This window comes from Paraburkholderia sp. BCC1876 (assembly GCF_902833695.1).
Taxonomy (GTDB): Bacteria; Pseudomonadota; Gammaproteobacteria; order Burkholderiales; family Burkholderiaceae; genus Paraburkholderia.
Genome location: NZ_CADFGI010000003.1, coordinates 1 through 17,797 on the forward strand (window position 1 = coordinate 1; position 17,797 = coordinate 17,797).

Here is a 17,797-nt window from a genome sequence, read left to right on the forward strand (position 1 = left end):
CCTTGCCATTTACTCCAGTATCCCCAGGACCACCTACCCCTCATCTCGTCGCGCGCATACGCGTTTGCAACGCCGCCGTCAACCTTGCGACGCCAGATTTGAGCGGATCCCCAGCACCATCGACACTGCGAGCTGTCCGAAGAAGACATGCAATTCATCACCACATTGGAAACTGGCAAGAGCAGCTTCTTCTCCCATCGCGATCCGGCGATCGTGAAATGGATGAGCGAACGAAAACTCGGCCTCTGACATGCAGTCTGCCTGGCTCTCAAAGGAGACCCAGGCACCCTATAACCTGAAAGAGCAGGATAATGACCAAAGAAGCTCAGACCATCGTTCGCAACGGCACTAAGCCGTCAATCAAGGGCCCTGAAAGCTGGTTCACCGGTTCCGTTCGTATAGATAGCCTTTTCCAGGCTGAGGAACCGGCGCGTCTCGGCGGCGGCATCGTGACGTTCGAACCCGGTGCACGCACTAACTGGCATACGCATCCGCTCGGGCAAACTCTCGTCGTTCTCAATGGCGTAGGCTGGACCCAATGCGAAGGCGGCCCCCGAACGGAAATCCGCGCCGGTGACATTGTCTCGTGCTCGTGCGGCAAGCGGCACTGGCACGGAGCAGCTGCCACCACGGCAATGTCGCATCTCGCGCTTACCGAATTGCTCGATGGCAAGAATGTTGAATGGATGGAGCCGGTGACCGATGAGCAATATCAGGCGGGGCCGCTCGTCATCGAATAACGGCGCTCCGGGCCTCGACTTATACTTCTCGCGAGGGACTGGAGGTCAATCAAAGGGCGCCGCGCAATGCATCTGTACCGTCGATGTGCGCTTTCGGCGAAAGCGATGAAGGGCACGCTCAATGCCGACTCCAGCGTCTGCCCTGAGAGTCTAATTCTTCTCTGAAACCGGTCGTTCGAATTTCGACGACGTCCGACCGCTTGTGGCTGACCCCGGTCCCCTGGTGACCGGCTCGGATCGACCCGTCGGGGACACACCGGGTCATCTATCGGGCGGCTTTGAGAGGCAAGGCGGTCTCACAGAGCAGCGGCGTAGCACTGCTCTTCGTTCTAGATCGTCACCACAATCTTTCCGACCTGGTTCCCGGCTTCCATATATCGATGCGCTTCGGCAATCTGATCGAAGCTAAAAGTGCGGTCGATCGTTGGCCGTAGCTCGCCTGTCGACAAGCCTTGAGTGATGAACGTCTTCGCTTCCTCCAACCGATGCGGGCTGGTCGTTATCTCGAAAAGTTCGTAGCCGCGTACCGTGAGGTGTTTTCCGAGAATATCCATGACGGGTAGCGGGATATCCCGCGCGTCGAGTGCGCCGTACTGGAAAAACGTTCCATCGTGGCCGAGGGCTTGTAGAAGGCTCCTCGCGTGCGGACCACCGACCGGATCGAAAACCATGTTCACGCCCTTTCCGTCCGTCACATCAAGCAGTTGCTGACGCAATCCGGCATCGTCCCCGACAAAAACGTGCGCCGCGCCTCCTCGCAGCAACGGGTCCTTTTTCGCAAGGCTACGCGTCAAGGCAACAGGCGTCGCCTTCACAAAATTCGCGATCTGTATCGCGGCCATCCCGACACTGCTAGTCGCTGCGCCGATGACAACGGTTTCGCCGGCCTTCAGTCCGCCGAGATTGATGAGCGCGCCATAGGCCGTGGTGAACGCCATCCACGTCGCTGCGGCTTCTTCAAACGATACATTGTCGGGTGTTTTAACGACCGCAGAGACCGGCGCATTGACCACTTCACCGTACATGCCGTAGTCGGCGAAAGAAAACGCCGGGATGATGCCAACGCGATCACCCGACGCGAACCCTGTGACACCGTCGCCGACTGCGGCAACTACCCCGGCGGCTTCATAGCCCAGCATGGCTGGGAAACTCGGCTCGATTACGTACTGGCCGCTTCGATACATCACTTCAGCGCGATTGATTCCAAGCGCTTTTACTTTAATCTGGACTTCGCCCGCTCCGGGTGCTGGGACATCGATATCTTCAATTTGCAGAACTTCGGGACCGCCGACGCGGTGAAAACGAACTACTTTCGACATTTCGCTACCTCTTGAATTGTGACGGCGACCAACATCGCGCCCGTACAACAAGTCTAGGCATATCCATCGATTCCAGTAAGCGGCTATGATTCCAGACATTCCATCCCTGAATTCCACAATCCCGCGATGAATGAAAATTTCGACGGCATACGCGAATTCGTTACAGCGATCGACTCCGGGAGTTTCTCGGCTGCAGCGGAAGAGCTTGGCGTAACCGGATCGGCAGTCGGCAAGAGTATCTCGCGGCTGGAAAAGCGCCTTGGAGTGCAGCTTCTGCACCGGACCACGCGACGTATCGATATGACTACTGCGGGCGAGACTTTCCTTGCGACGTGTCGTCGCGTGCTCGCTGAACTCCATGAAGCCGAGGCACTACTCGCCACCGGCCGTCAGCAGCCTATCGGACGCATGCGCGTCGATCTGCCAACCACCTTTGGCCGACGCCACATCGCTCCGGCTCTTCTTCGTATGGCGCAACGGTATCCGCGTCTGGATCTGTCTATATCACTTCAAGACCGCCCAATCGACCTGGTAGGTGAGGGTGTCGACCTCGCAGTCCGGATCGGCTTGCTCGATGACTTTACTGACCTGGTGGCGCGCAAGCTTGGCCATCAACGTATGACGATCTGCGCCGCGCCCGCTTACCTTGAACGGCATGGCATGCCGGAGTCCATCGACGACCTTTCAAAACATGATTGCCTCGTTGGGTGGCAGCGATTCGGCCAGCCGGGCTGGCTGATTGCGGACAATGGAGGTAAGACTGCGTATAGGGATGTGCGCGCACGTCATGAATTGACAGACGGCGACACGCTCCTTATGGCGTCTATCGCGGGATGTGGGCTGGCTCAACTTCCTGGCTGGTTGTCTATGGAAGCGTTGGCGACGGGACAACTGCGCGAGGTTCTTCCTGAACTTTCGGCCACGATGCCGATTCACGTCATCTGGCAGAAAACTCGGCATCTCCAACCGAAAGTTCAGGTGACTGTCGAGGAACTGGAGACGCTTGCAACGGCCGAGGCGGCGGTATTCCGCGCTTGACTGCATCGCTACGTCCGTCAATGGCCGAACTCCGCATTTCAGCGATCGGCAGCACCCGACCCTGAACGGTCATCTGTAATTCCAGAAAGCAGCCACTCATACTCGATAAACACAGATGCTAATTGCATGCTACGGCACCGCCGGTCGACGTGCACTGGTGCATCGACCAATGACTTTGCCCCGTCAGAGTTGCGCCCCGACTCATCCCGCCGCCCTGTGAAAATGGCGTGAAAATCAGGTCCAACTTCGAAAAATGGCGTTCAGTAGGCGCTGGCGCCAGAGGAGGTGCAGCTCGGATCGATATGTCGACAGCACGATCCCAAGCTTCACTGCCACTGGTCCGCAAGCGCTTCACGGAGTTGATAGACCCATCATTGTTTATAAGGATCTCGACAGTTGCCTCCGGGTTCTCGTGAACCTGATCGATGTCGACTCGCAAATTGCTACTCATGGCGCAAGTGACATAGCCGATCCATTGCGATGCGGTGAGGTTGTTTTGCGTAGGCATCGGCCCTCCTTGCGGAGCAAGGCTCGCCAAGCAATGGTTAATTACTTGCTCGAGGGGTATCGTCGGCACATTGCTTGTAGTCTGTGCAATATCGTTTGCGCACCCCGTTAGCTGAGCAAACACGTAGAAGCAGGCAGCGAGTTTCCAGTTCTTCTTTTTCATGTTCGAATTCAGTGCGTTAATACAAAACGACCCGCCTCCGATTGTCATCGATCTTGGCTACGGTGTCGAACGTCGTTTATGAGGCTTCACGCGACCAAGTGATATAGAGGAACAGCCAGCAAGCAAGACCGCTCACCACCCCAACGGGAATAACGAGCCGGATCAACACTCGTGCGACGTTTCACCAGATAGCAGGTACCGCCCATTTGCCGAGCCTTGAACGGCCGGAAGAAGTCACGCGCGTGATCGCGAATTTCATCGACCAATGTAAAGCACAGCAATAGCTCAGTTAGCGAAATGCTGACGCTCGAAGTACGAAGTCATTGTTAGTCAGCCAGGAGGGGTTGTCGAATGCCTGCGTTTGACCAACCCACGCCGACTGACCACCACCCCACTCCGCCCGGCAAAAACCTCAGCCCTCGGTCTGATGGCAAACCACTTCAATATTGTGCCCATCCGGACCAATAACAAAAGCCGCATAGTAGTTCGCGTGGTAGCGCGGACGCAGACCGGGCGCGCCATTATCTTGGCCACCAGCCTCCAGAGCCTCGCGATAGAAAGCATCGACTTGCTGGCGATTGTCGGCCGTGAACGCCAGATGTAGATGCGCCGGTTTCTCTTCAGTCTGAAACAGGCACAAAGAAGCCTTGTCCGGCGAACTAAGCTCGACACCATAAGTCGGCACCCCCTCCGAGACAACCACTACGCCAATCGGTCCGAGTGCCTTGACGAAGAACGCTTTGCTCGCTGCATAGTCGCTGACGCCGAATTTAACGTGGTCGAACATGAGTGCTCCAGAAGTGTGGGCGCCCGCGCGAGGCCTGACGCGATTGGAAAATCATGGCGATGTTGCCACACGTAGTCACGCGTAACCACCGGTACCAATCCGGGTATGAATTCCATACGATGCGAGAGCCCGTCGACGTCCGGTGTGTTAAGTTTTCGCATCGTCGAATCGGATATTGAAATCCCTATGCGAATTCTTGTGATGGGCGGCACGCTATTTCTTGGCCGTCACATCGTCGAAGCGGCTCTAAGGCGCGGACATGTCGTCACGATCTTCAACCGGGGTCGAGAAAACCCATCGCTGTTCCCCGAGATCGAACGCCTTGTCGGAGACAGGAATTCGAACCTGTCTACTCTGCGCGGCCGCGAGTTTGACGCAGTGATAGATCCGTCCGCCTATAACCCGAAGCAGATCGATCTCGTACTTTCTGCTCTCGGGGTTCTCCCGAAGCACTACACGTTTATCTCCAGCATTTCCGCATATCGAGGCTTTCCGCCCGGCATACGATATGACGAAGACGCCGACTTGCTTCCCGGTAGTCAAGACTACGGCGCGCTGAAAGCGAGAACGGAAGCCGCGATTCAGTCTGCCATGCCGGGGCGCGTCGCGATTCTAAGGCCAGGTTTAATTGTTGGTCCGCATGACCCGACGGGAAGATTCACCTACTGGATTCGTCGCGTCGACGCGGGCGGCCGTGTGCTTGCTCCGGGACGTCGTGATCGTCCCATTCAGTTCATCGACGTGCGAGACCTTGCTGAATGGTCCGTACTCATGGCGGAAGATCGGGTGAATGCGGTTTTCAATGCGGTCGGTCCACAATCGACGTTGACCATGGGGCAGTTCCTTGACGAGTGTCTCGATGCGTCGCAGAGCGGCGCGCGGCTTGATTGGCTCACGGACGAGCAGGTGCTGGCGGCAGGTATCGAAGGATGGACCGAACTGCCTCTCTGGGTCGCTGAAAACGATATTGAAGCTGGCGGCATTTTCCTCGCCGACAATCGCCGCGCGAGAGAGCACGGGCTCGAATTCCGGCCACTCTCACAAACGGTCAAGGATGTACAGGCCTGGAGCCGCACTACTGTCGAGATTAGACAATCGACGCTGCTGGTTCGGACTTTAAGTTCAGAGAAGGAACAAGCAACGCTTGCGCGCTTCGATGGTTTTTAAGCTCACGGCCTTCACAAAGCTCCCGCCCCAAACCAACCTCAAAAACTCCGCACCACCTTCGGCTGCGACCGCAGCAGCAAACAGAACGCAGCGACATGCGTGATCATTAAGAAAGGCACATAGATAACCGGAATCACGTACATCGCACCCAACTCCCCCGCGTGCGCCGGAAGCCCCGCCTGAATCGCGCGGTAATAGTCGAGGACGAGATCCGTCACCCCAACAACATTAAACGCCACGACAAACAACCAGAACAGCGCAGGTCTACGTACCGTCAATAACGCCAGCATCGCCAGCAAGCCCGTCGCGAAGTCACCATACGCAGCAGACACGGCGAAACTCGCAGGCAGATGCGGACCGACAACGCCCGGCAAAATAAACGCCAGCCCAAAAAAACGAAAACTATGGAACGTAGCGATAGCGCGATGCGCATCGAACGCATCCATCGTTTTAAGCCTGGGCCAGACATACGCGCGGAAGCTAAGCAGCCCGGCGACATACCCCAGCGCGAGATGCAACGGGAAGATCGGTTCCGGTGGCATGAAGCCTCCTGTCAGGTGTTATCCGGCGCGTTGAGGGACACGAAAGAGACCGGCCGGCACGACTTCTCATCCGCAGACGTAGGTGTACCATGGCCTCTCTCGACCGACTATTCACCACAATGTTGACGGGCTATGAAGCAGAACTTCACAGTCAGACAAGGCGCGCTCGACGGTGTGGAGGTGTTCCTGAGCGTCGCCCAGCATCGCAGCTTTCGCCGGGCCGCCGCGGAACTCGGGGTGACGCCGTCGGCCGTCAGCCAGACGGTGCGTGTTCTCGAGGCGCGCATCGGCGCAGCGCTCTTCATTCGCACCACGCGCAGTGTCGGCCTGACCGAAGCCGGCGAGCGGTTTTTGGCGCACGCCAAGCCGGCTTTCGAAGAGCTTGTCGCCGCGAGCGAGGTGGCGCGCGGGTTCGGCCAGCGCCCCACCGGACTGTTGCGGCTTTCCGTGCCGCGCGCGGTGTTGCCCATCCTGCTCGAACCGCTGATCGCCTCTTTCTGCCAGGCGTATCCCGAGGTCGAAGTGGAAATTTCCGCCAGCAAGGAACTGGTCGATCTCGCAGCGGAAGGATTCGACGCCGGTATACGCATGGGTCAGTTCGTCGATGCCGACATGGTCGCCGTACCGTTGACGCCGCCGCTTCGTCTTATCGTCGTCGGCAGCCCGGATTACTTCGCCGCGCACAGCCCGCCGGAACACACGGACGATCTGCGCCAGCACGCCTGCTTGCGGTGGCGGCGATCCAGCGGCGCACTCGCGCTCTGGTCGTTCAACGACAACGGCCAGACGATCGAGATCGCCGTGTCCGGCCCGCTCATCGCCAACGATTTTTCGACCATGCTGGGTGGCGCGATCGAAGGTATGGGCCTGGCCCAGGTTCCTGAACCGATGGCCGCCCAAAGATTGCGAGCGGGACAACTGGTGCACGTGCTGGAGCAATTCGCGCCGGTGATACCGGGCGTGTTTCTCTACTATCCAAACCGGCGGCAGATCATGCCGAAGCTGCGCGCGTTCATCGATCATGTGAAGCGCCGCCCGGCAGCTCAGAGCAAAGTGCCGGGGAAACGATGACTGCGGGCACCTTCGGCATGAGTGCTGAAACAGCGATGCGTTAGCGGCAACCGACGCATCGCTGCGCAATCAACCGAACGCTACTGTTTCAGCAACTTCACGATGGTCAACGTTCCATCGACCTCTTCAACGCGAACCTTGACCTTCTCGCCCTCCTTGATCTGACTCACCATCGACGCATCCTTAGCCTTATAAGCCATCGTCATCGCCGACATCCCGATGTTCTTCAGATCGCCATGCTGAAGGGTCACCATGCCCGTCGACGGATTCACTTTTTTTACGACCGCATCGGTGAGCGCGGCGTTAGCCGGCGCCGCGGCATCCATAGCGCCGCCGCTCATCTTCATGCCGGCCATGTCGTCTGCCGCCAGTGCGGCGCCGGCGAGCGTCATCCCCGTGCAGAGCGCAGCCGTCAAGGTGATCAACTTCTTCATTGGTTTTCTCCAGAGTGAGTTTGCGGCACGAGCGTGCCGGTGGGTACTGCGTGAGGTTGAAGCGTTGCTTGCGCGTCGAGTTTCATGCGCGCAACGCGGCGGCGTTGCACCAGCAACCAGGCGGCCGGAATGATGAGCATGGACAGGAGCGGCGCGGTCACCATGCCGCCCACCATCGGTGCGGCGATACGCTGCATGACTTCTGAACCCGATCCATGGTCCAGCATGATCGGGACAAGCCCTGCGAGAACGACCGCGACCGTCATCGCCTTGGGTCTCACGCGCAGCACAGCGCCTTCGCGGATAGCATCGACGAGCGTCGCTTCGGTGAACGGCTCCCCTCTCGCGAGTCGCTCGTTGAGCGCCGCTTTCAGATAGAGAAGCATCACGACGCCGAACTCGGCTGCCACTCCCGACAACGCGATAAATCCCACCGCCGTGGCAACGGACACGGCGTGCCCGAGCATCCAGATCAACCAGAATCCGCCGACCAGTGCAAAGGGCACCGTCGACATCAGCAGCAGCGCATCAGCCGCCGAGTTGAACGTCAGGAACAGCAGCACGAAAATAACGACGAGCGTCACCGGAATCACGGTGCGCAATTTGGCCTCCGCACGTTCCAGATATTCGAACTGCCCCGACCACGCGATCGAATAACCCGGCGGCAGCACGACGTTCCGCGCAACCGCCGCCTGCATCGCTTTCACTGCCGTTTGCAAGTCGGTATCGCGAATGTCGACGTACACATAGCCCGATAAGCGCGCGTTCTCGCTGCGGATCATCGGCGGACCATCGGCGATTCTGATCGTGCCGATGTCGCCCAGCGTGATCTGCGCACCGCCGTCCGTGACGATCGGCAACTGGCGCAGCTTGTCGACCGAGTTGCGGATCTCGCGGGGATAGCGAATGTTGATCGGAAAACGCTCGCGCCCCGCGATCACCTCGCCGACGTTATCGCCGCCCACCGCCGTCGACACGACCGACTGGATGTCGGCCACCGACAAGCCATAGCGCGCGGCCGCCAGCCGATCGATATCGACGTCGATGTAATGGCCGCCATTCAGTCGTTCCGCCAATGCCGACGTCACACCCGGAACGTTCTTCAGAACAGACTCGACCTGCGTCGCGATCCTGTCGATCTGGCCGAGGTCCGGGCCGGAGATCTTCACGCCGACCGGCGTCTTGATGCCGGTCGACAGCATGTCGAGTCGATTGCGGATCGGCGGCACCCAAACGTTCGACAAGCCGGGAATCTTCACGCGGGCATCGAGTTCATCGACCAGTTTCTGAGGTGTCATGCCCGGACGCCATTCGCTGCGTGGTTTGAACTGGATCGTGGTCTCGAACATCTCGAACGGCGCGGGGTCGGTTGCGGTATCGGCGCGGCCCGATTTGCCGAATACCGTTTTCACTTCCGGAACGGTCTTGATGAGGCGGTCGGTTTGCTGCAGCAATTCGGCAGCCTTGTCCGCCGAGATGCCGGGCAGCGCGGTCGGCATATAGAGCAGATCGCCTTCGTCGAGCGGCGGCATGAATTCACCACCGAGCCGCGACAAAGGCACCAGCGTCAGCGCAAGCGCGACCACCGCCAGTCCGATCGCGGCCCACGGACGCCGCAGCGTTGCTTCGAGCATTGGACGGTATAGCCGGATCAACACACGGTTGATCGGATTGGCGTTCTCGCGCGGAATCCGGCCACGAATCAGGTAGCCCATCAACACCGGCACGAGCGTCACGGATAGACCGGCTGCAGCGGCGATCGTGTAGGTTTTCGTGAACGCCAGCGGCGCGAACAGTTTGCCTTCCTGACCTTCGAGCGAGAACACCGGAATAAACGACAGCGTGATGATCAGCAGCGAAAAGAACAGCGCCGGGCCGACCTCGGCCGCGGATTGAGCGATCAGCTCCCAACGCTCGCTAGTCGTGATCGGCGTATCGGGATGCCGGTGATCGTAGGCTTCCAGATGCTTGTGGGCATTTTCGATCATCACAATGGCGGCATCGATCATCGCGCCGATCGCGATTGCAATGCCGCCCAACGACATCAGGTTCGCGTTGACGCCCTGGTAGCGCATCACGATAAACGCGGCCAGCACCCCGAGCGGCAACGACAGGATCGCGACTAACGCGCTACGCAGGTGAAACAGAAACACCGCGCACACCAGTCCGACGATGACGAACTCCTCGATGAGCTTGTCCTTGAGGTTGTCGACGGCGCGTTCGATGAGCTGCGAGCGGTCGTAAGTCGTCACGACCTCGACGCCCGGCGGCAGGGATTTTTTCAGCTCGGCGAGCTTCGTCTTGACCGCCTGGATGGTGGTCAGCGCGTTCTTCCCCGAACGCATGACGATCACGCCGCCCGCCACTTCGCCTTCGCCATTCAGTTCGGCAATCCCTCGGCGCATTGCCGGTCCGATCTGAATGCGGGCGACGTCGCCAAGCAATACCGGCGTCCCGTTGCCGTTCGTGCGCAGCACGACGTGGCGGAAATCGTCGAGCGAACGCAGATACCCCGATGACCTGACCATGTACTCGGATTCGCCCAACTCGACCACCGACCCGCCCGACTCCTGATTCGCCTTGCCGAGCGCCGCGGCGACGCTGTCCTGCGTGATGCCGTAGGCGCGCAGTTTGTCCGGATCGAGCACGACCTGGTATTGCCGAACCATGCCGCCGATGCTCGCCACTTCCGACACGTCGGGCACCGATTTCAGTTCGAACTTCAGGAACCAGTCGTTCAGCGCCCGGAGTTGTCCAAGGTCGTGTTTGCCCGTGCGGTCCACGAGTGCGTATTCGTAGACCCAGCCCACTCCCGTGGCATCGGGCCCGAGTGAAATCGTCGCGCCCGCGGGCAATCGGCTCTGCACCTGATTCAGGTATTCGAGCACGCGCGAGCGAGCCCAGTACTGATCGGTCCGGTCGTCGAACAGCACGTACACGAACGCATCGCCGAACGACGAATACGCGCGGATCGTGGTGGCGCCCGGCACGCCCAGCAAGGTCGTGGTGAGCGGATACGTGACCTGATCTTCGACCACCTGCGGCGCCTTGCCGGGATACGACGCCTTGATGATGACTTGCGTGTCGGACAGATCCGGCAACGCGTCGAGCGGTGTCTGCGTCAGCGAGAAAATGCCCCACGCGGCGACGAGCACCGTCGCAAGCAGCACGAGGAAGCGGTTATGAATCGACCAGCGAATGAGGCGTGCAATCATTGCGCGCCTCCGTCCGGTTCGACGGGCAGCGCCGCAGGTCCCGCGTTGCCGTCGAGTTTCGGCAGCACGGACGTCAGACTCGCTTCCGAATCGATCAGGAACTGCCCCGACGCAACGACCTGCTGACCTTCGGTCAACCCGCGGGTCACTTCGGTGCTGTCGCCGCTGTCGTTGCCGACCGTGATCTCGACGGGCCGCAGCCGGCCGTCGTCATTCCTGACGATCACGATCGAGCGCTTGCCGGTCGTGATGATCGCCTCGGACGGCACCAGCAGCCGCGAGACCGGTTTCGCGCCGCTAACATGCGCGCGCAGCAACATCCCCGGAGTCAGCCTCAGATTGGCGTTATCGATGTCGAGCCGTGCCTGCAGCGTCCGGCTGTCCGGACGGATGCCGGGCAAAATTTCGCGGATGTGGCCGCTGAAGTGCCGCGAAGCGTCGGCGGCGAAGGTCGCGTCGACTTTCATGCCGGGCTGGACCTGCAACGCGAGCGACTCGGGAATCTCAACGATCAGCCATAACCTCGACAACCCGGAGACCTTGGCCAGCGTTTGTCCCGGCGACACCATCGCGCCATCGCGAACATTCAGTTCGCTCAGCACGCCGGCTTGCTGCGAGAACAGCGTGACGTGGGTCTGCGCCTTGCCGCTTTGGTCGAGGCGCGCAATGAAGCCGTCCGGAATCGACAGCGCCTGCATGCGCGCTCGTGCGGCGGCAAGCAGGCCTGCATCCATGCCTCCACGCTTGAGCGCCAGGTACTCTTCCTGAGGCGCCAGCCAGTCGGGAACGAACAGCGACGCAATCGGCGCCCCTTTCGCCACACGTTGCATTGGAGCGCTTGCGTACAGATGATCGATGTAGCCAGTCACCCGCGACTGGACGACATCCGCAATCGATTCGTCGAACTGGGTGGTGCCGATCGCATCGAAACCTGCGGCGGTGTCGCGCCGGATCACCGTCGCGTATCGGATGCCGAGGTTCTGTTGAAGCGTGGAGTCGACTTTGATACCGGCACCGGCACCGGCTCCGCCTCCGCCCTCGTCCGCGAAAACGGGCTGAAGCTGCATGTCCATAAAGGGCGATTTACCGGGCTTGTCGAAGTGCTGCTTAGGCACCATCGGATCGTGCCAATAGAGCACCTTGCGGCCGGTCTTCGGGTCGATCTTGCCGTCAGCTACGGACGGCGTGGCGGCCACGGCAGATGCCATGGCCGCATCGGTTGCTGCGCGATGGACGCCGATCACGTAACCGGCGCCCGACAGCGCGGCGGCAATGAACACGGCCGCCATGGCGCGTACGATCAGTTTCTGGTTCATGGTGTTCTCTTTACTGGCCGGAGGTCAGATCGGGCGGCAACACCTGGTATTCCAGTTGCGCCCAGACGAGGGAAACGTCGCGTTCAAGGTTCAACACCTGAAGGTCCGCTTCGAGCTGTGTGTGTCGCGCGTCCAGCGCATCGGCGAGCGTGCCGGCGCCCGACCGGTAAGCGGCATTGGCCAGTTGCACTTTCTGTTCGGCGGCGGGAAGAACGGCCTGCTTCGCATTGGCCAGACGTTCGCGGCCACTGGCGAGTTTCGCGGTCAGACTCTGGATATCGGCGACGACCTGCCGCTCGGTGTCTTCGTAAGTGAGCCGCGCTTGCGTACCCATCTCGGACTTCTGCCCGACGTCACGATCTTCGACATTGCCACGGTGAATCGGCAACGGAATGGATACCCCTACCGACACGTAGTCCGGAAATCTGCCGCCACTTTTGAAGTAGGTCAGTCCCCAGGTCCAGTTCGGATTCCTGTTGCTTCGCGCGACGTCGGTGTCCGCGTCGGCCAGCGCGATGGCCGCGCGTGCCGCAATCAACGCAGGCTGAACCTGAGCGAGTTGCTCGTCGCTCAAACTGGATACTTGTGATTCAGGTGCCGGCGGGCTCCCGGAAACGTCGAGCACATTGCCTGCCGCTGTCCAGCGCGACAACGCAATCAACGCGGTCTTCTCGTCCTGCCGCGCGTTGATCAGTTCGTCGCGCGCATTGCCGAGCGTCAGGCTGGCCTGAGCGACATCGGCTGCCGTCCCTTTCGCGCCACGGTAGGACGCTTGCCTTGCGCCAAGTTCCTGGCTCAAATGGTCCACCAGCGCCAGGTTCAGGGCGACGGCCTGCTTTGCGTAGATCGCGCCAAGCCAGGCCATGGCCGTTTGTCGACGAACCTCGGCGACCTTTTCGAGGTACGTCGATTGATCGCGCTCCACCGCGCGACTGGCCAGCGTTGTCTGCAGACGGCGCCTGGCAGGCGAGACCCATTCCTGCTGAACGCCGACACCCAGCATCGTGAAATTGTCCTGCCCGAGGGTGTAGGCATTGGGTCCGCTGACAGGCAGTTCCTGGACCCCGAGATTCAGCGTGGGATTGGGCAGTTGGCCGGCTTTGACGACCACGTCCGAACTGCCGCGAACCGAGGCTTGCGCAGCCTGAATCGAGGACGAACGACTGGTGGCAATTTGCAGTGCCTCGTCCAGCGTCAACCCCGTGTTCTGGGCGTGCGCCGCGCGACCCGCCAACAGCCCGAACGCAACAAGGACGGCCCATGAGCGAGCCGAGGCGCGCCGGAATGCCGGCGTGCCGATGATGGAAAGCATGTTCTAACCTCGAATGGTCGAGCCACGTAGGGCCGCGCGAGCGGACACACGGACTCACGTCCTGAAAGAGGACGACATCACCGCGTGAAAGCGGTAAACCAGAGCGATGGAGTTAGAGGGACTGCGGGGGACGCCAGAGGCCATCCGGCGCGCGGAAGGAGAACGACGGTGCGTAGTGGAAGCTGACGGGGACGAACGACCCGACGGGTCGAATCACGGAGGGAGAAGAGACGGGGTGATACAGGCTGCCCATTTGACACTGGGCAGTGACCTTGCACAGCGAGAGCTTCGACTTACCCGGCTCGCTGGTTGAGGATTTCATCACGTCGCAGCCGGGCATGTCGGTCGACATGGCCGCGACGTTGCTGCTCATGGCGGATTCCATCGGGCACTGTCCAGCCGCGCCGCTAGCTGCCAGCCCACTCAGGGGCAGCATGGCACACAGCAGCAAGACGAGGAGTGTCCGCAGAATTTTCATTGCGGCGAGTATAGCGCAGGCATTTCAATCTGATTGCTCAACCCACACCGAGCCATTCCTGCATGACATCGGCGCGCGTCAGAAATGAATCGAGCGATGCATCGAACACGATCTCGCCATGTCCCATCACGGCGACGCGGCTGGCGATATCGCGCGCGATCACGAGCCGCTGTTCGATCAGCAACATGGCCACGCCGCGTTCGCGCAATCTGCGCAGACACGCGGCGACCTGGTCCATGACGAGGCTCGCCAGTCCTTCGCCGGGTTCGTCGATCAGTAGCAGATCGGGATCGCCGAGCAGCGCGCGAGCCAGCGTCAACATCTGCTGCTCGCCGCCCGACAGCGCACCGGCACGCGTGTGCCGACGTTCGCGAAGCACGGGGAAGAGTTCGTAGGCGTCGTCGAACGTGAAACGCGGTGCGCGGTTGCGCGTGCGCGGTGCTACGCCGAGTTGCAGGTTCTCGTGGACGCTTAGCGTGGGAAAGACGTCGCGATGTTCCGGTACGTAACCGAGTCCCAGACGCGCGATTTCGAAGGTGCGCAAGCCTTTGAGCGAGTGGCCCGCGAAACTGGCCTCGCCCTCGCTGCGCACGAGGCCCATTAGCGCGCGGGCGAGCGTCGAGCGGCCCGAGCCATTACGGCCGACCAGCGCGAGTACTTCGCCCGCCTCGATACGCAACGTGACGCCGTGCAGCGCCTGGCTTGCGCCGTACCACGCGTTGAGTCCGCGGATGTCGAGTAAGGCGGTCATGCGCGGGGGCCTTTGGTGAGGGGGGTGCCGTCGCCAAGATAAGCAGCCCGCACCGCCGCGTCCGCGCGAATGGCCGCTGGTGTACCGCTCGCGATGACACGTCCCTGCACCAGCACCGAAATACGATCCGCGATAGCGAACACTGCGTCCATGTCGTGCTCGACCATCAGCAGCGTGCGGCCGGCTGTGGTTTCGCGAATCAGCTCGATCGCGCGCGCGGCTTCCGCGCGGTTCATGCCGGCGGTCGGCTCGTCGAGCAGCAACGTATGCGCGCCGCCCGCGAGCGCAATGCCGAGGTCGAGCGCACGTTGTCCCGCGTAACCAAGCGTGCCGGCTTGCACATGCCGATGAGCGCTCAGGCCGACCGCTTCGAGTACCTGTTCGGCACGGGCGTCGACGGTGTACGAGCCGGTGAAGCGCTGCCACCAGCGCGTGCGATCGCGTTCGGCAAGTTGCGCCGCGCAGCGCAGGTTGTCGAACACGCTCAACCGCGCGAACACACTGGTGGTCTGGAAGCTGCGCGCGAGCCCGCGACGTGCGATCGCGGCCGGCGCGAGTCGCGTGATCTCCGCGCCGAACAGATCGATGCGTCCGGCGTTCGGCCGCGCACCGCCGGCGATCAGATTGAAGAGCGTCGACTTGCCCGCGCCGTTCGGACCGATTAGCGCGTGACGTTCGCCGGGCTGAATCGCGAGGTCGACGCCGCGCAGAATTTGCGTGGCGCCGAAGCGCTTGGTCACGCCGTAGAGGGCGAGAGCGGGGATCATCGCGCCTCTCCCAGGGTCTGCATCTCCGTTGCGGGCATCGCGAGACGTGCCTGCGCGCGAATCGCGTAACGCGCCGCGATTGCTCCCGGCATGGCCAACATCAACAGCACGACGCCAAGCCGGAACGGCGACGACACCACCTCCAACGACAAGCTCGCCACGTTCAACACCGCCCCGTCATCCGCACCGAATTGCACCGCGTAAGCCCATTGCACCGCGAGCACGATTGCCGCCATCCACAGCAACGCGGCAACCGTGCCCCAAGCGTAAGCCGCGCGGCACGCGCGCCAACCGTGCGCCGCAATTCTCGTCGTATGTCGCTGTGCGAAGCCGGCGAGACCATCCGGCGACACCACCACGATCACGACAAAGAACAGCCCCAGATAAAACAGCCACGCGCGCGTGACGCTCGCCACCGCAACGCTGAAAAACGTCAGCACGATCGCGCCCGCTACCGGTCCGAAGAACGCCGCCGTCCCGCCGATCACCGTGGCAATCAGCACCGCGCCCGAGCGCAGCATGCCGACGCTTTCCGTCGATACCAGTTCGACGTTGATCAGGCCCAACGTCCCCGCGATGCCCGCGAAAAACGCGGACAGCACCACCACACCATAACGGACGCGGCGCGGGTAACAGCCGATCGCCGCCGCACGCGCCGGGTTATCGCGCACGGCGTTAGCGAGCCGCATGAACGGCGTACGCGACAGCGCAAACATCGCAGCGCAAGCCAGACAACACCAGACGGCGATCAGCGCGTACGCCTCGCGCGCCGGACCGAAGCTCCAGCTTCCGAGCAATGGGCCGCTCGCACGGTCGATCGCCACGCCCGCTTCGCCGCCGAACCAGTCGGGCAGCGTCCACGCGGCCGCTGCCACGAGTTCGCCGAGACCGAGCGTGATCATCGCGAAGGCCGTGCCCGCGCGCCGCGTCGACACGAAACCGAACAGCACCCCGCACAGCGCGCCGCCGATGCCGCCGATCAACGGCAGCAGCACGAGCGGCACGCCCATCGCATTGAACACCTGCGCGGCGATCAACGCGCCGAGGCCGGAATACGCGGCGTGACCGAACGACAGCAAGCCTGTTGCGCCGAGTAGCAGGTTGTAGGAGAGCGCGAACACGATCATCGTCGCGGTCTGCGCGAGATAGGCGAGCAGCCAGCTTTGCGGCCAGACGAATGGCGGGACAGCTAGCAGGAGGACGAGCGCCAGCCATGGTGTGAGCGCGCGGAGGCATGATTTCCGCGCTTCACGCATGATCGTCACGCCGTCCAAACATCCCGCGCGGACGCAGCGCCAGCATCGCGACCAGCAGCAGATACGGAATCAGCGGCGCAAGCTGCGCGAGCGTCAGCGCTTCCCACTGCGGCGGCAGCGACGCGCCCACCACCGACATCGCATCGCCCAACGACACATCGCTCGCCACCGCAAAAGTCTGCACGCAACCCACCAGTAGCGACGCCGCCAGCGCCCCGCTCAACGAGCCCAACCCGCCGATCACGACCACCACGAACACGATCGAGCCGAGAGACTCCGCCATCGACGGTTCGATCACGAACAGCGGCGCGCCGATCACGCCGGCCAACGCGGCGAGCGCCGTGCCGGCCGCGAACACGCCGGTGAACACGCGTGGCACGTTGTGACCGAGTGCTTCGACGGCGCTCACGTGCGTCAGCGCGGCACGCACGATCAACCCCGCTTTCGACACGCGCAACACGGCATAGAGCACAGCGAGCATCGCCAGCGACACCACCATCATGAAGGCCCGGTAACGCGCGAACGCGGCGCCGTAAACGGTGAACAATGGACCGTCGAGCGCCGCCGGCACCGTCGCCGAAAGCGGGCTTAAGCCCCAGCCGAGCTTGACCAGTTCGCCGAGCAGATAAGCCGCGCCAAAGGTCAGCAGCAACTCCGCGAGATGGCCGTGGCCACGCACGCGACGCAACAGCCAACGCTCCAGCGCCGCGCCGATCAGACCGACGACGAGCGGCGCGATCACCAGTGCGCTCCAGAATCCGGCACGCGCCACCACCGAAAAGCCGACATAAGCGCCGAGCATGTAAAAGCTCGCGTGCGCGAAGTTCAGCACGCCGAGCATGCTGAAAATCAGCGTCAAACCAGCCGACAGCATGAACAGCAGCAAGCCGTAACTGACACCGTTGAGCAGATTGATGACGAGCGATTGCACGCG

Annotated in this window: 17 protein-coding genes and 1 pseudogene; 5 read left to right on the forward strand and 13 right to left on the reverse strand. The window is 61.6% G+C overall.

The window, feature by feature from the left end:
* Nucleotides 1–129 precede the first annotated feature (129 nt).
* Nucleotides 130–249 (forward strand): annotated as a pseudogene (locus HWY05_RS38270) (aldo/keto reductase); the annotation flags it as partial.
* A gap of 62 nt (nt 250–311) precedes the next feature.
* Nucleotides 312–740: a cupin domain-containing protein gene (locus HWY05_RS11720; protein ID WP_035547056.1), complete on the forward strand. Its 429-nt coding sequence runs from the start codon at nt 312–314 to the stop codon at nt 738–740.
* A 329-nt stretch (nt 741–1,069) separates the two neighbouring features.
* On the opposite strand, the gene HWY05_RS11725 is transcribed toward HWY05_RS11720, so the two are convergent.
* Nucleotides 1,070–2,059 (reverse strand): zinc-dependent alcohol dehydrogenase family protein, encoded by a 990-nt coding sequence (locus tag HWY05_RS11725; protein WP_176058471.1) that lies wholly within the window; start codon nt 2,057–2,059, stop codon nt 1,070–1,072.
* Nucleotides 2,060–2,185: 126 nt separating this feature from the next.
* Here HWY05_RS11725 and HWY05_RS11730 point away from each other — a divergent pair, with 126 nt between their 5' ends.
* Nucleotides 2,186–3,097 (forward strand): LysR family transcriptional regulator, encoded by a 912-nt coding sequence (locus HWY05_RS11730; RefSeq protein ID WP_176058472.1) that lies wholly within the window; start codon nt 2,186–2,188, stop codon nt 3,095–3,097.
* A 118-nt stretch (nt 3,098–3,215) separates the two neighbouring features.
* Here the strand turns inward: HWY05_RS11730 and HWY05_RS11735 are convergent, their stop codons facing one another.
* Both HWY05_RS11735 and HWY05_RS11740 read right to left on the reverse strand, forming a co-directional pair.
* Nucleotides 3,216–3,767, reverse strand: coding sequence for a TonB C-terminal domain-containing protein (locus tag HWY05_RS11735; RefSeq protein ID WP_035547062.1), 552 nt, complete (start codon nt 3,765–3,767; stop codon nt 3,216–3,218).
* Nucleotides 3,768–4,179: 412 nt separating this feature from the next.
* Nucleotides 4,180–4,554 carry a VOC family protein gene (locus tag HWY05_RS11740; RefSeq protein ID WP_176058473.1) on the reverse strand — a complete coding sequence of 125 codons (375 nt, stop codon included), beginning with the start codon at nt 4,552–4,554 and terminating at the stop codon, nt 4,180–4,182.
* Nucleotides 4,555–4,659: 105 nt separating this feature from the next.
* Between HWY05_RS11740 and HWY05_RS11745 the strand changes: the two genes are divergently transcribed.
* The gene (locus tag HWY05_RS11745; protein WP_176058474.1) at nt 4,660–5,721 is read left to right on the forward strand and encodes an NAD-dependent epimerase/dehydratase family protein; all 1,062 of its coding nucleotides are present in this window, start codon (nt 4,660–4,662) and stop codon (nt 5,719–5,721) included.
* 38 nt (nt 5,722–5,759) lie between these two features.
* Here HWY05_RS11745 and HWY05_RS11750 read toward each other — a convergent pair whose 3' ends face one another.
* A complete protein-coding gene (locus tag HWY05_RS11750) occupies nt 5,760–6,263 on the reverse strand; it encodes a hypothetical protein (protein WP_176058475.1) in 504 nt (167 codons plus the stop codon).
* Nucleotides 6,264–6,395: 132 nt separating this feature from the next.
* On the opposite strand from HWY05_RS11750, the gene HWY05_RS11755 reads away from it, so the two are divergent.
* Nucleotides 6,396–7,334 carry a LysR family transcriptional regulator gene (locus HWY05_RS11755; protein WP_176058476.1) on the forward strand — a complete coding sequence of 313 codons (939 nt, stop codon included), beginning with the start codon at nt 6,396–6,398 and terminating at the stop codon, nt 7,332–7,334.
* Between the two features lie 80 nt (nt 7,335–7,414).
* On the opposite strand, the gene HWY05_RS11760 is transcribed toward HWY05_RS11755, so the two are convergent.
* The 9 genes from HWY05_RS11760 to HWY05_RS11800 form a co-directional block, all read right to left on the reverse strand.
* Nucleotides 7,415–7,768, reverse strand: coding sequence for a copper-binding protein (locus HWY05_RS11760; RefSeq protein ID WP_176058477.1), 354 nt, complete (start codon nt 7,766–7,768; stop codon nt 7,415–7,417).
* On the reverse strand, nt 7,765–10,983 hold the full coding sequence (locus HWY05_RS11765; protein WP_176058478.1) for an efflux RND transporter permease subunit: 3,219 nt from the start codon (nt 10,981–10,983) through the stop codon (nt 7,765–7,767). The genes HWY05_RS11760 and HWY05_RS11765 overlap by 4 nt, the downstream gene beginning before the upstream one ends.
* Nucleotides 10,980–12,299: an efflux RND transporter periplasmic adaptor subunit gene (locus HWY05_RS11770; RefSeq protein WP_176058479.1), complete on the reverse strand. Its 1,320-nt coding sequence runs from the start codon at nt 12,297–12,299 to the stop codon at nt 10,980–10,982. The genes HWY05_RS11765 and HWY05_RS11770 overlap by 4 nt, the downstream gene beginning before the upstream one ends.
* A 10-nt stretch (nt 12,300–12,309) precedes the next feature.
* Nucleotides 12,310–13,611 (reverse strand): TolC family protein, encoded by a 1,302-nt coding sequence (locus HWY05_RS11775; protein WP_176058480.1) that lies wholly within the window; start codon nt 13,609–13,611, stop codon nt 12,310–12,312.
* A 112-nt stretch (nt 13,612–13,723) separates the two neighbouring features.
* Complete coding sequence (locus HWY05_RS11780) at nt 13,724–14,089, reverse strand: hypothetical protein (protein WP_176058481.1); 366 nt, start codon at nt 14,087–14,089, stop codon at nt 13,724–13,726.
* A 37-nt stretch (nt 14,090–14,126) separates the two neighbouring features.
* A complete protein-coding gene (locus tag HWY05_RS11785) occupies nt 14,127–14,840 on the reverse strand; it encodes an ABC transporter ATP-binding protein (protein WP_176058482.1) in 714 nt (237 codons plus the stop codon).
* On the reverse strand, nt 14,837–15,607 hold the full coding sequence (locus tag HWY05_RS11790) for an ABC transporter ATP-binding protein (RefSeq protein WP_035547076.1): 771 nt from the start codon (nt 15,605–15,607) through the stop codon (nt 14,837–14,839). The genes HWY05_RS11785 and HWY05_RS11790 overlap by 4 nt, the downstream gene beginning before the upstream one ends.
* Nucleotides 15,604–16,863 (reverse strand): branched-chain amino acid ABC transporter permease, encoded by a 1,260-nt coding sequence (locus HWY05_RS11795; protein ID WP_176058483.1) that lies wholly within the window; start codon nt 16,861–16,863, stop codon nt 15,604–15,606. The genes HWY05_RS11790 and HWY05_RS11795 overlap by 4 nt, the downstream gene beginning before the upstream one ends.
* Nucleotides 16,856–17,794: a branched-chain amino acid ABC transporter permease gene (locus HWY05_RS11800; protein WP_176058484.1), complete on the reverse strand. Its 939-nt coding sequence runs from the start codon at nt 17,792–17,794 to the stop codon at nt 16,856–16,858. Before HWY05_RS11800 ends, HWY05_RS11795 begins: the two co-directional genes overlap by 8 nt.
* Between the last annotated feature and the right edge of the window lie 3 nt (nt 17,795–17,797).

Bases quoted from the DNA above. Each gene is read 5' to 3' on its own strand.
- HWY05_RS11725 (WP_176058471.1), bottom strand. From the start codon at position 2,059: ATGTCGAAAGTAGTTCGTTTTCACCGCGTCGGCGGTCCCGAAGTTCTG.
- HWY05_RS11750 (WP_176058475.1), bottom strand. From the start codon at position 6,263: ATGCCACCGGAACCGATCTTCCCGTTGCATCTCGCGCTGGGGTATGTC.
- HWY05_RS11780 (WP_176058481.1), bottom strand. From the start codon at position 14,089: ATGAAAATTCTGCGGACACTCCTCGTCTTGCTGCTGTGTGCCATGCTG.
- HWY05_RS11735 (WP_035547062.1), bottom strand. From the start codon at position 3,767: ATGAAAAAGAAGAACTGGAAACTCGCTGCCTGCTTCTACGTGTTTGCT.
- HWY05_RS11740 (WP_176058473.1), bottom strand. From the start codon at position 4,554: ATGTTCGACCACGTTAAATTCGGCGTCAGCGACTATGCAGCGAGCAAA.
- HWY05_RS11785 (WP_176058482.1), bottom strand. From the start codon at position 14,840: ATGACCGCCTTACTCGACATCCGCGGACTCAACGCGTGGTACGGCGCA.
- HWY05_RS11730 (WP_176058472.1), top strand. From the start codon at position 2,186: ATGAATGAAAATTTCGACGGCATACGCGAATTCGTTACAGCGATCGAC.
- HWY05_RS11745 (WP_176058474.1), top strand. From the start codon at position 4,660: ATGAATTCCATACGATGCGAGAGCCCGTCGACGTCCGGTGTGTTAAGT.
- HWY05_RS11790 (WP_035547076.1), bottom strand. From the start codon at position 15,607: ATGATCCCCGCTCTCGCCCTCTACGGCGTGACCAAGCGCTTCGGCGCC.
- HWY05_RS11765 (WP_176058478.1), bottom strand. From the start codon at position 10,983: ATGATTGCACGCCTCATTCGCTGGTCGATTCATAACCGCTTCCTCGTG.
- HWY05_RS11755 (WP_176058476.1), top strand. From the start codon at position 6,396: ATGAAGCAGAACTTCACAGTCAGACAAGGCGCGCTCGACGGTGTGGAG.
- HWY05_RS11720 (WP_035547056.1), top strand. From the start codon at position 312: ATGACCAAAGAAGCTCAGACCATCGTTCGCAACGGCACTAAGCCGTCA.
- HWY05_RS11795 (WP_176058483.1), bottom strand. From the start codon at position 16,863: ATGCGTGAAGCGCGGAAATCATGCCTCCGCGCGCTCACACCATGGCTG.
- HWY05_RS11770 (WP_176058479.1), bottom strand. From the start codon at position 12,299: ATGAACCAGAAACTGATCGTACGCGCCATGGCGGCCGTGTTCATTGCC.
- HWY05_RS11775 (WP_176058480.1), bottom strand. From the start codon at position 13,611: ATGCTTTCCATCATCGGCACGCCGGCATTCCGGCGCGCCTCGGCTCGC.
- HWY05_RS11760 (WP_176058477.1), bottom strand. From the start codon at position 7,768: ATGAAGAAGTTGATCACCTTGACGGCTGCGCTCTGCACGGGGATGACG.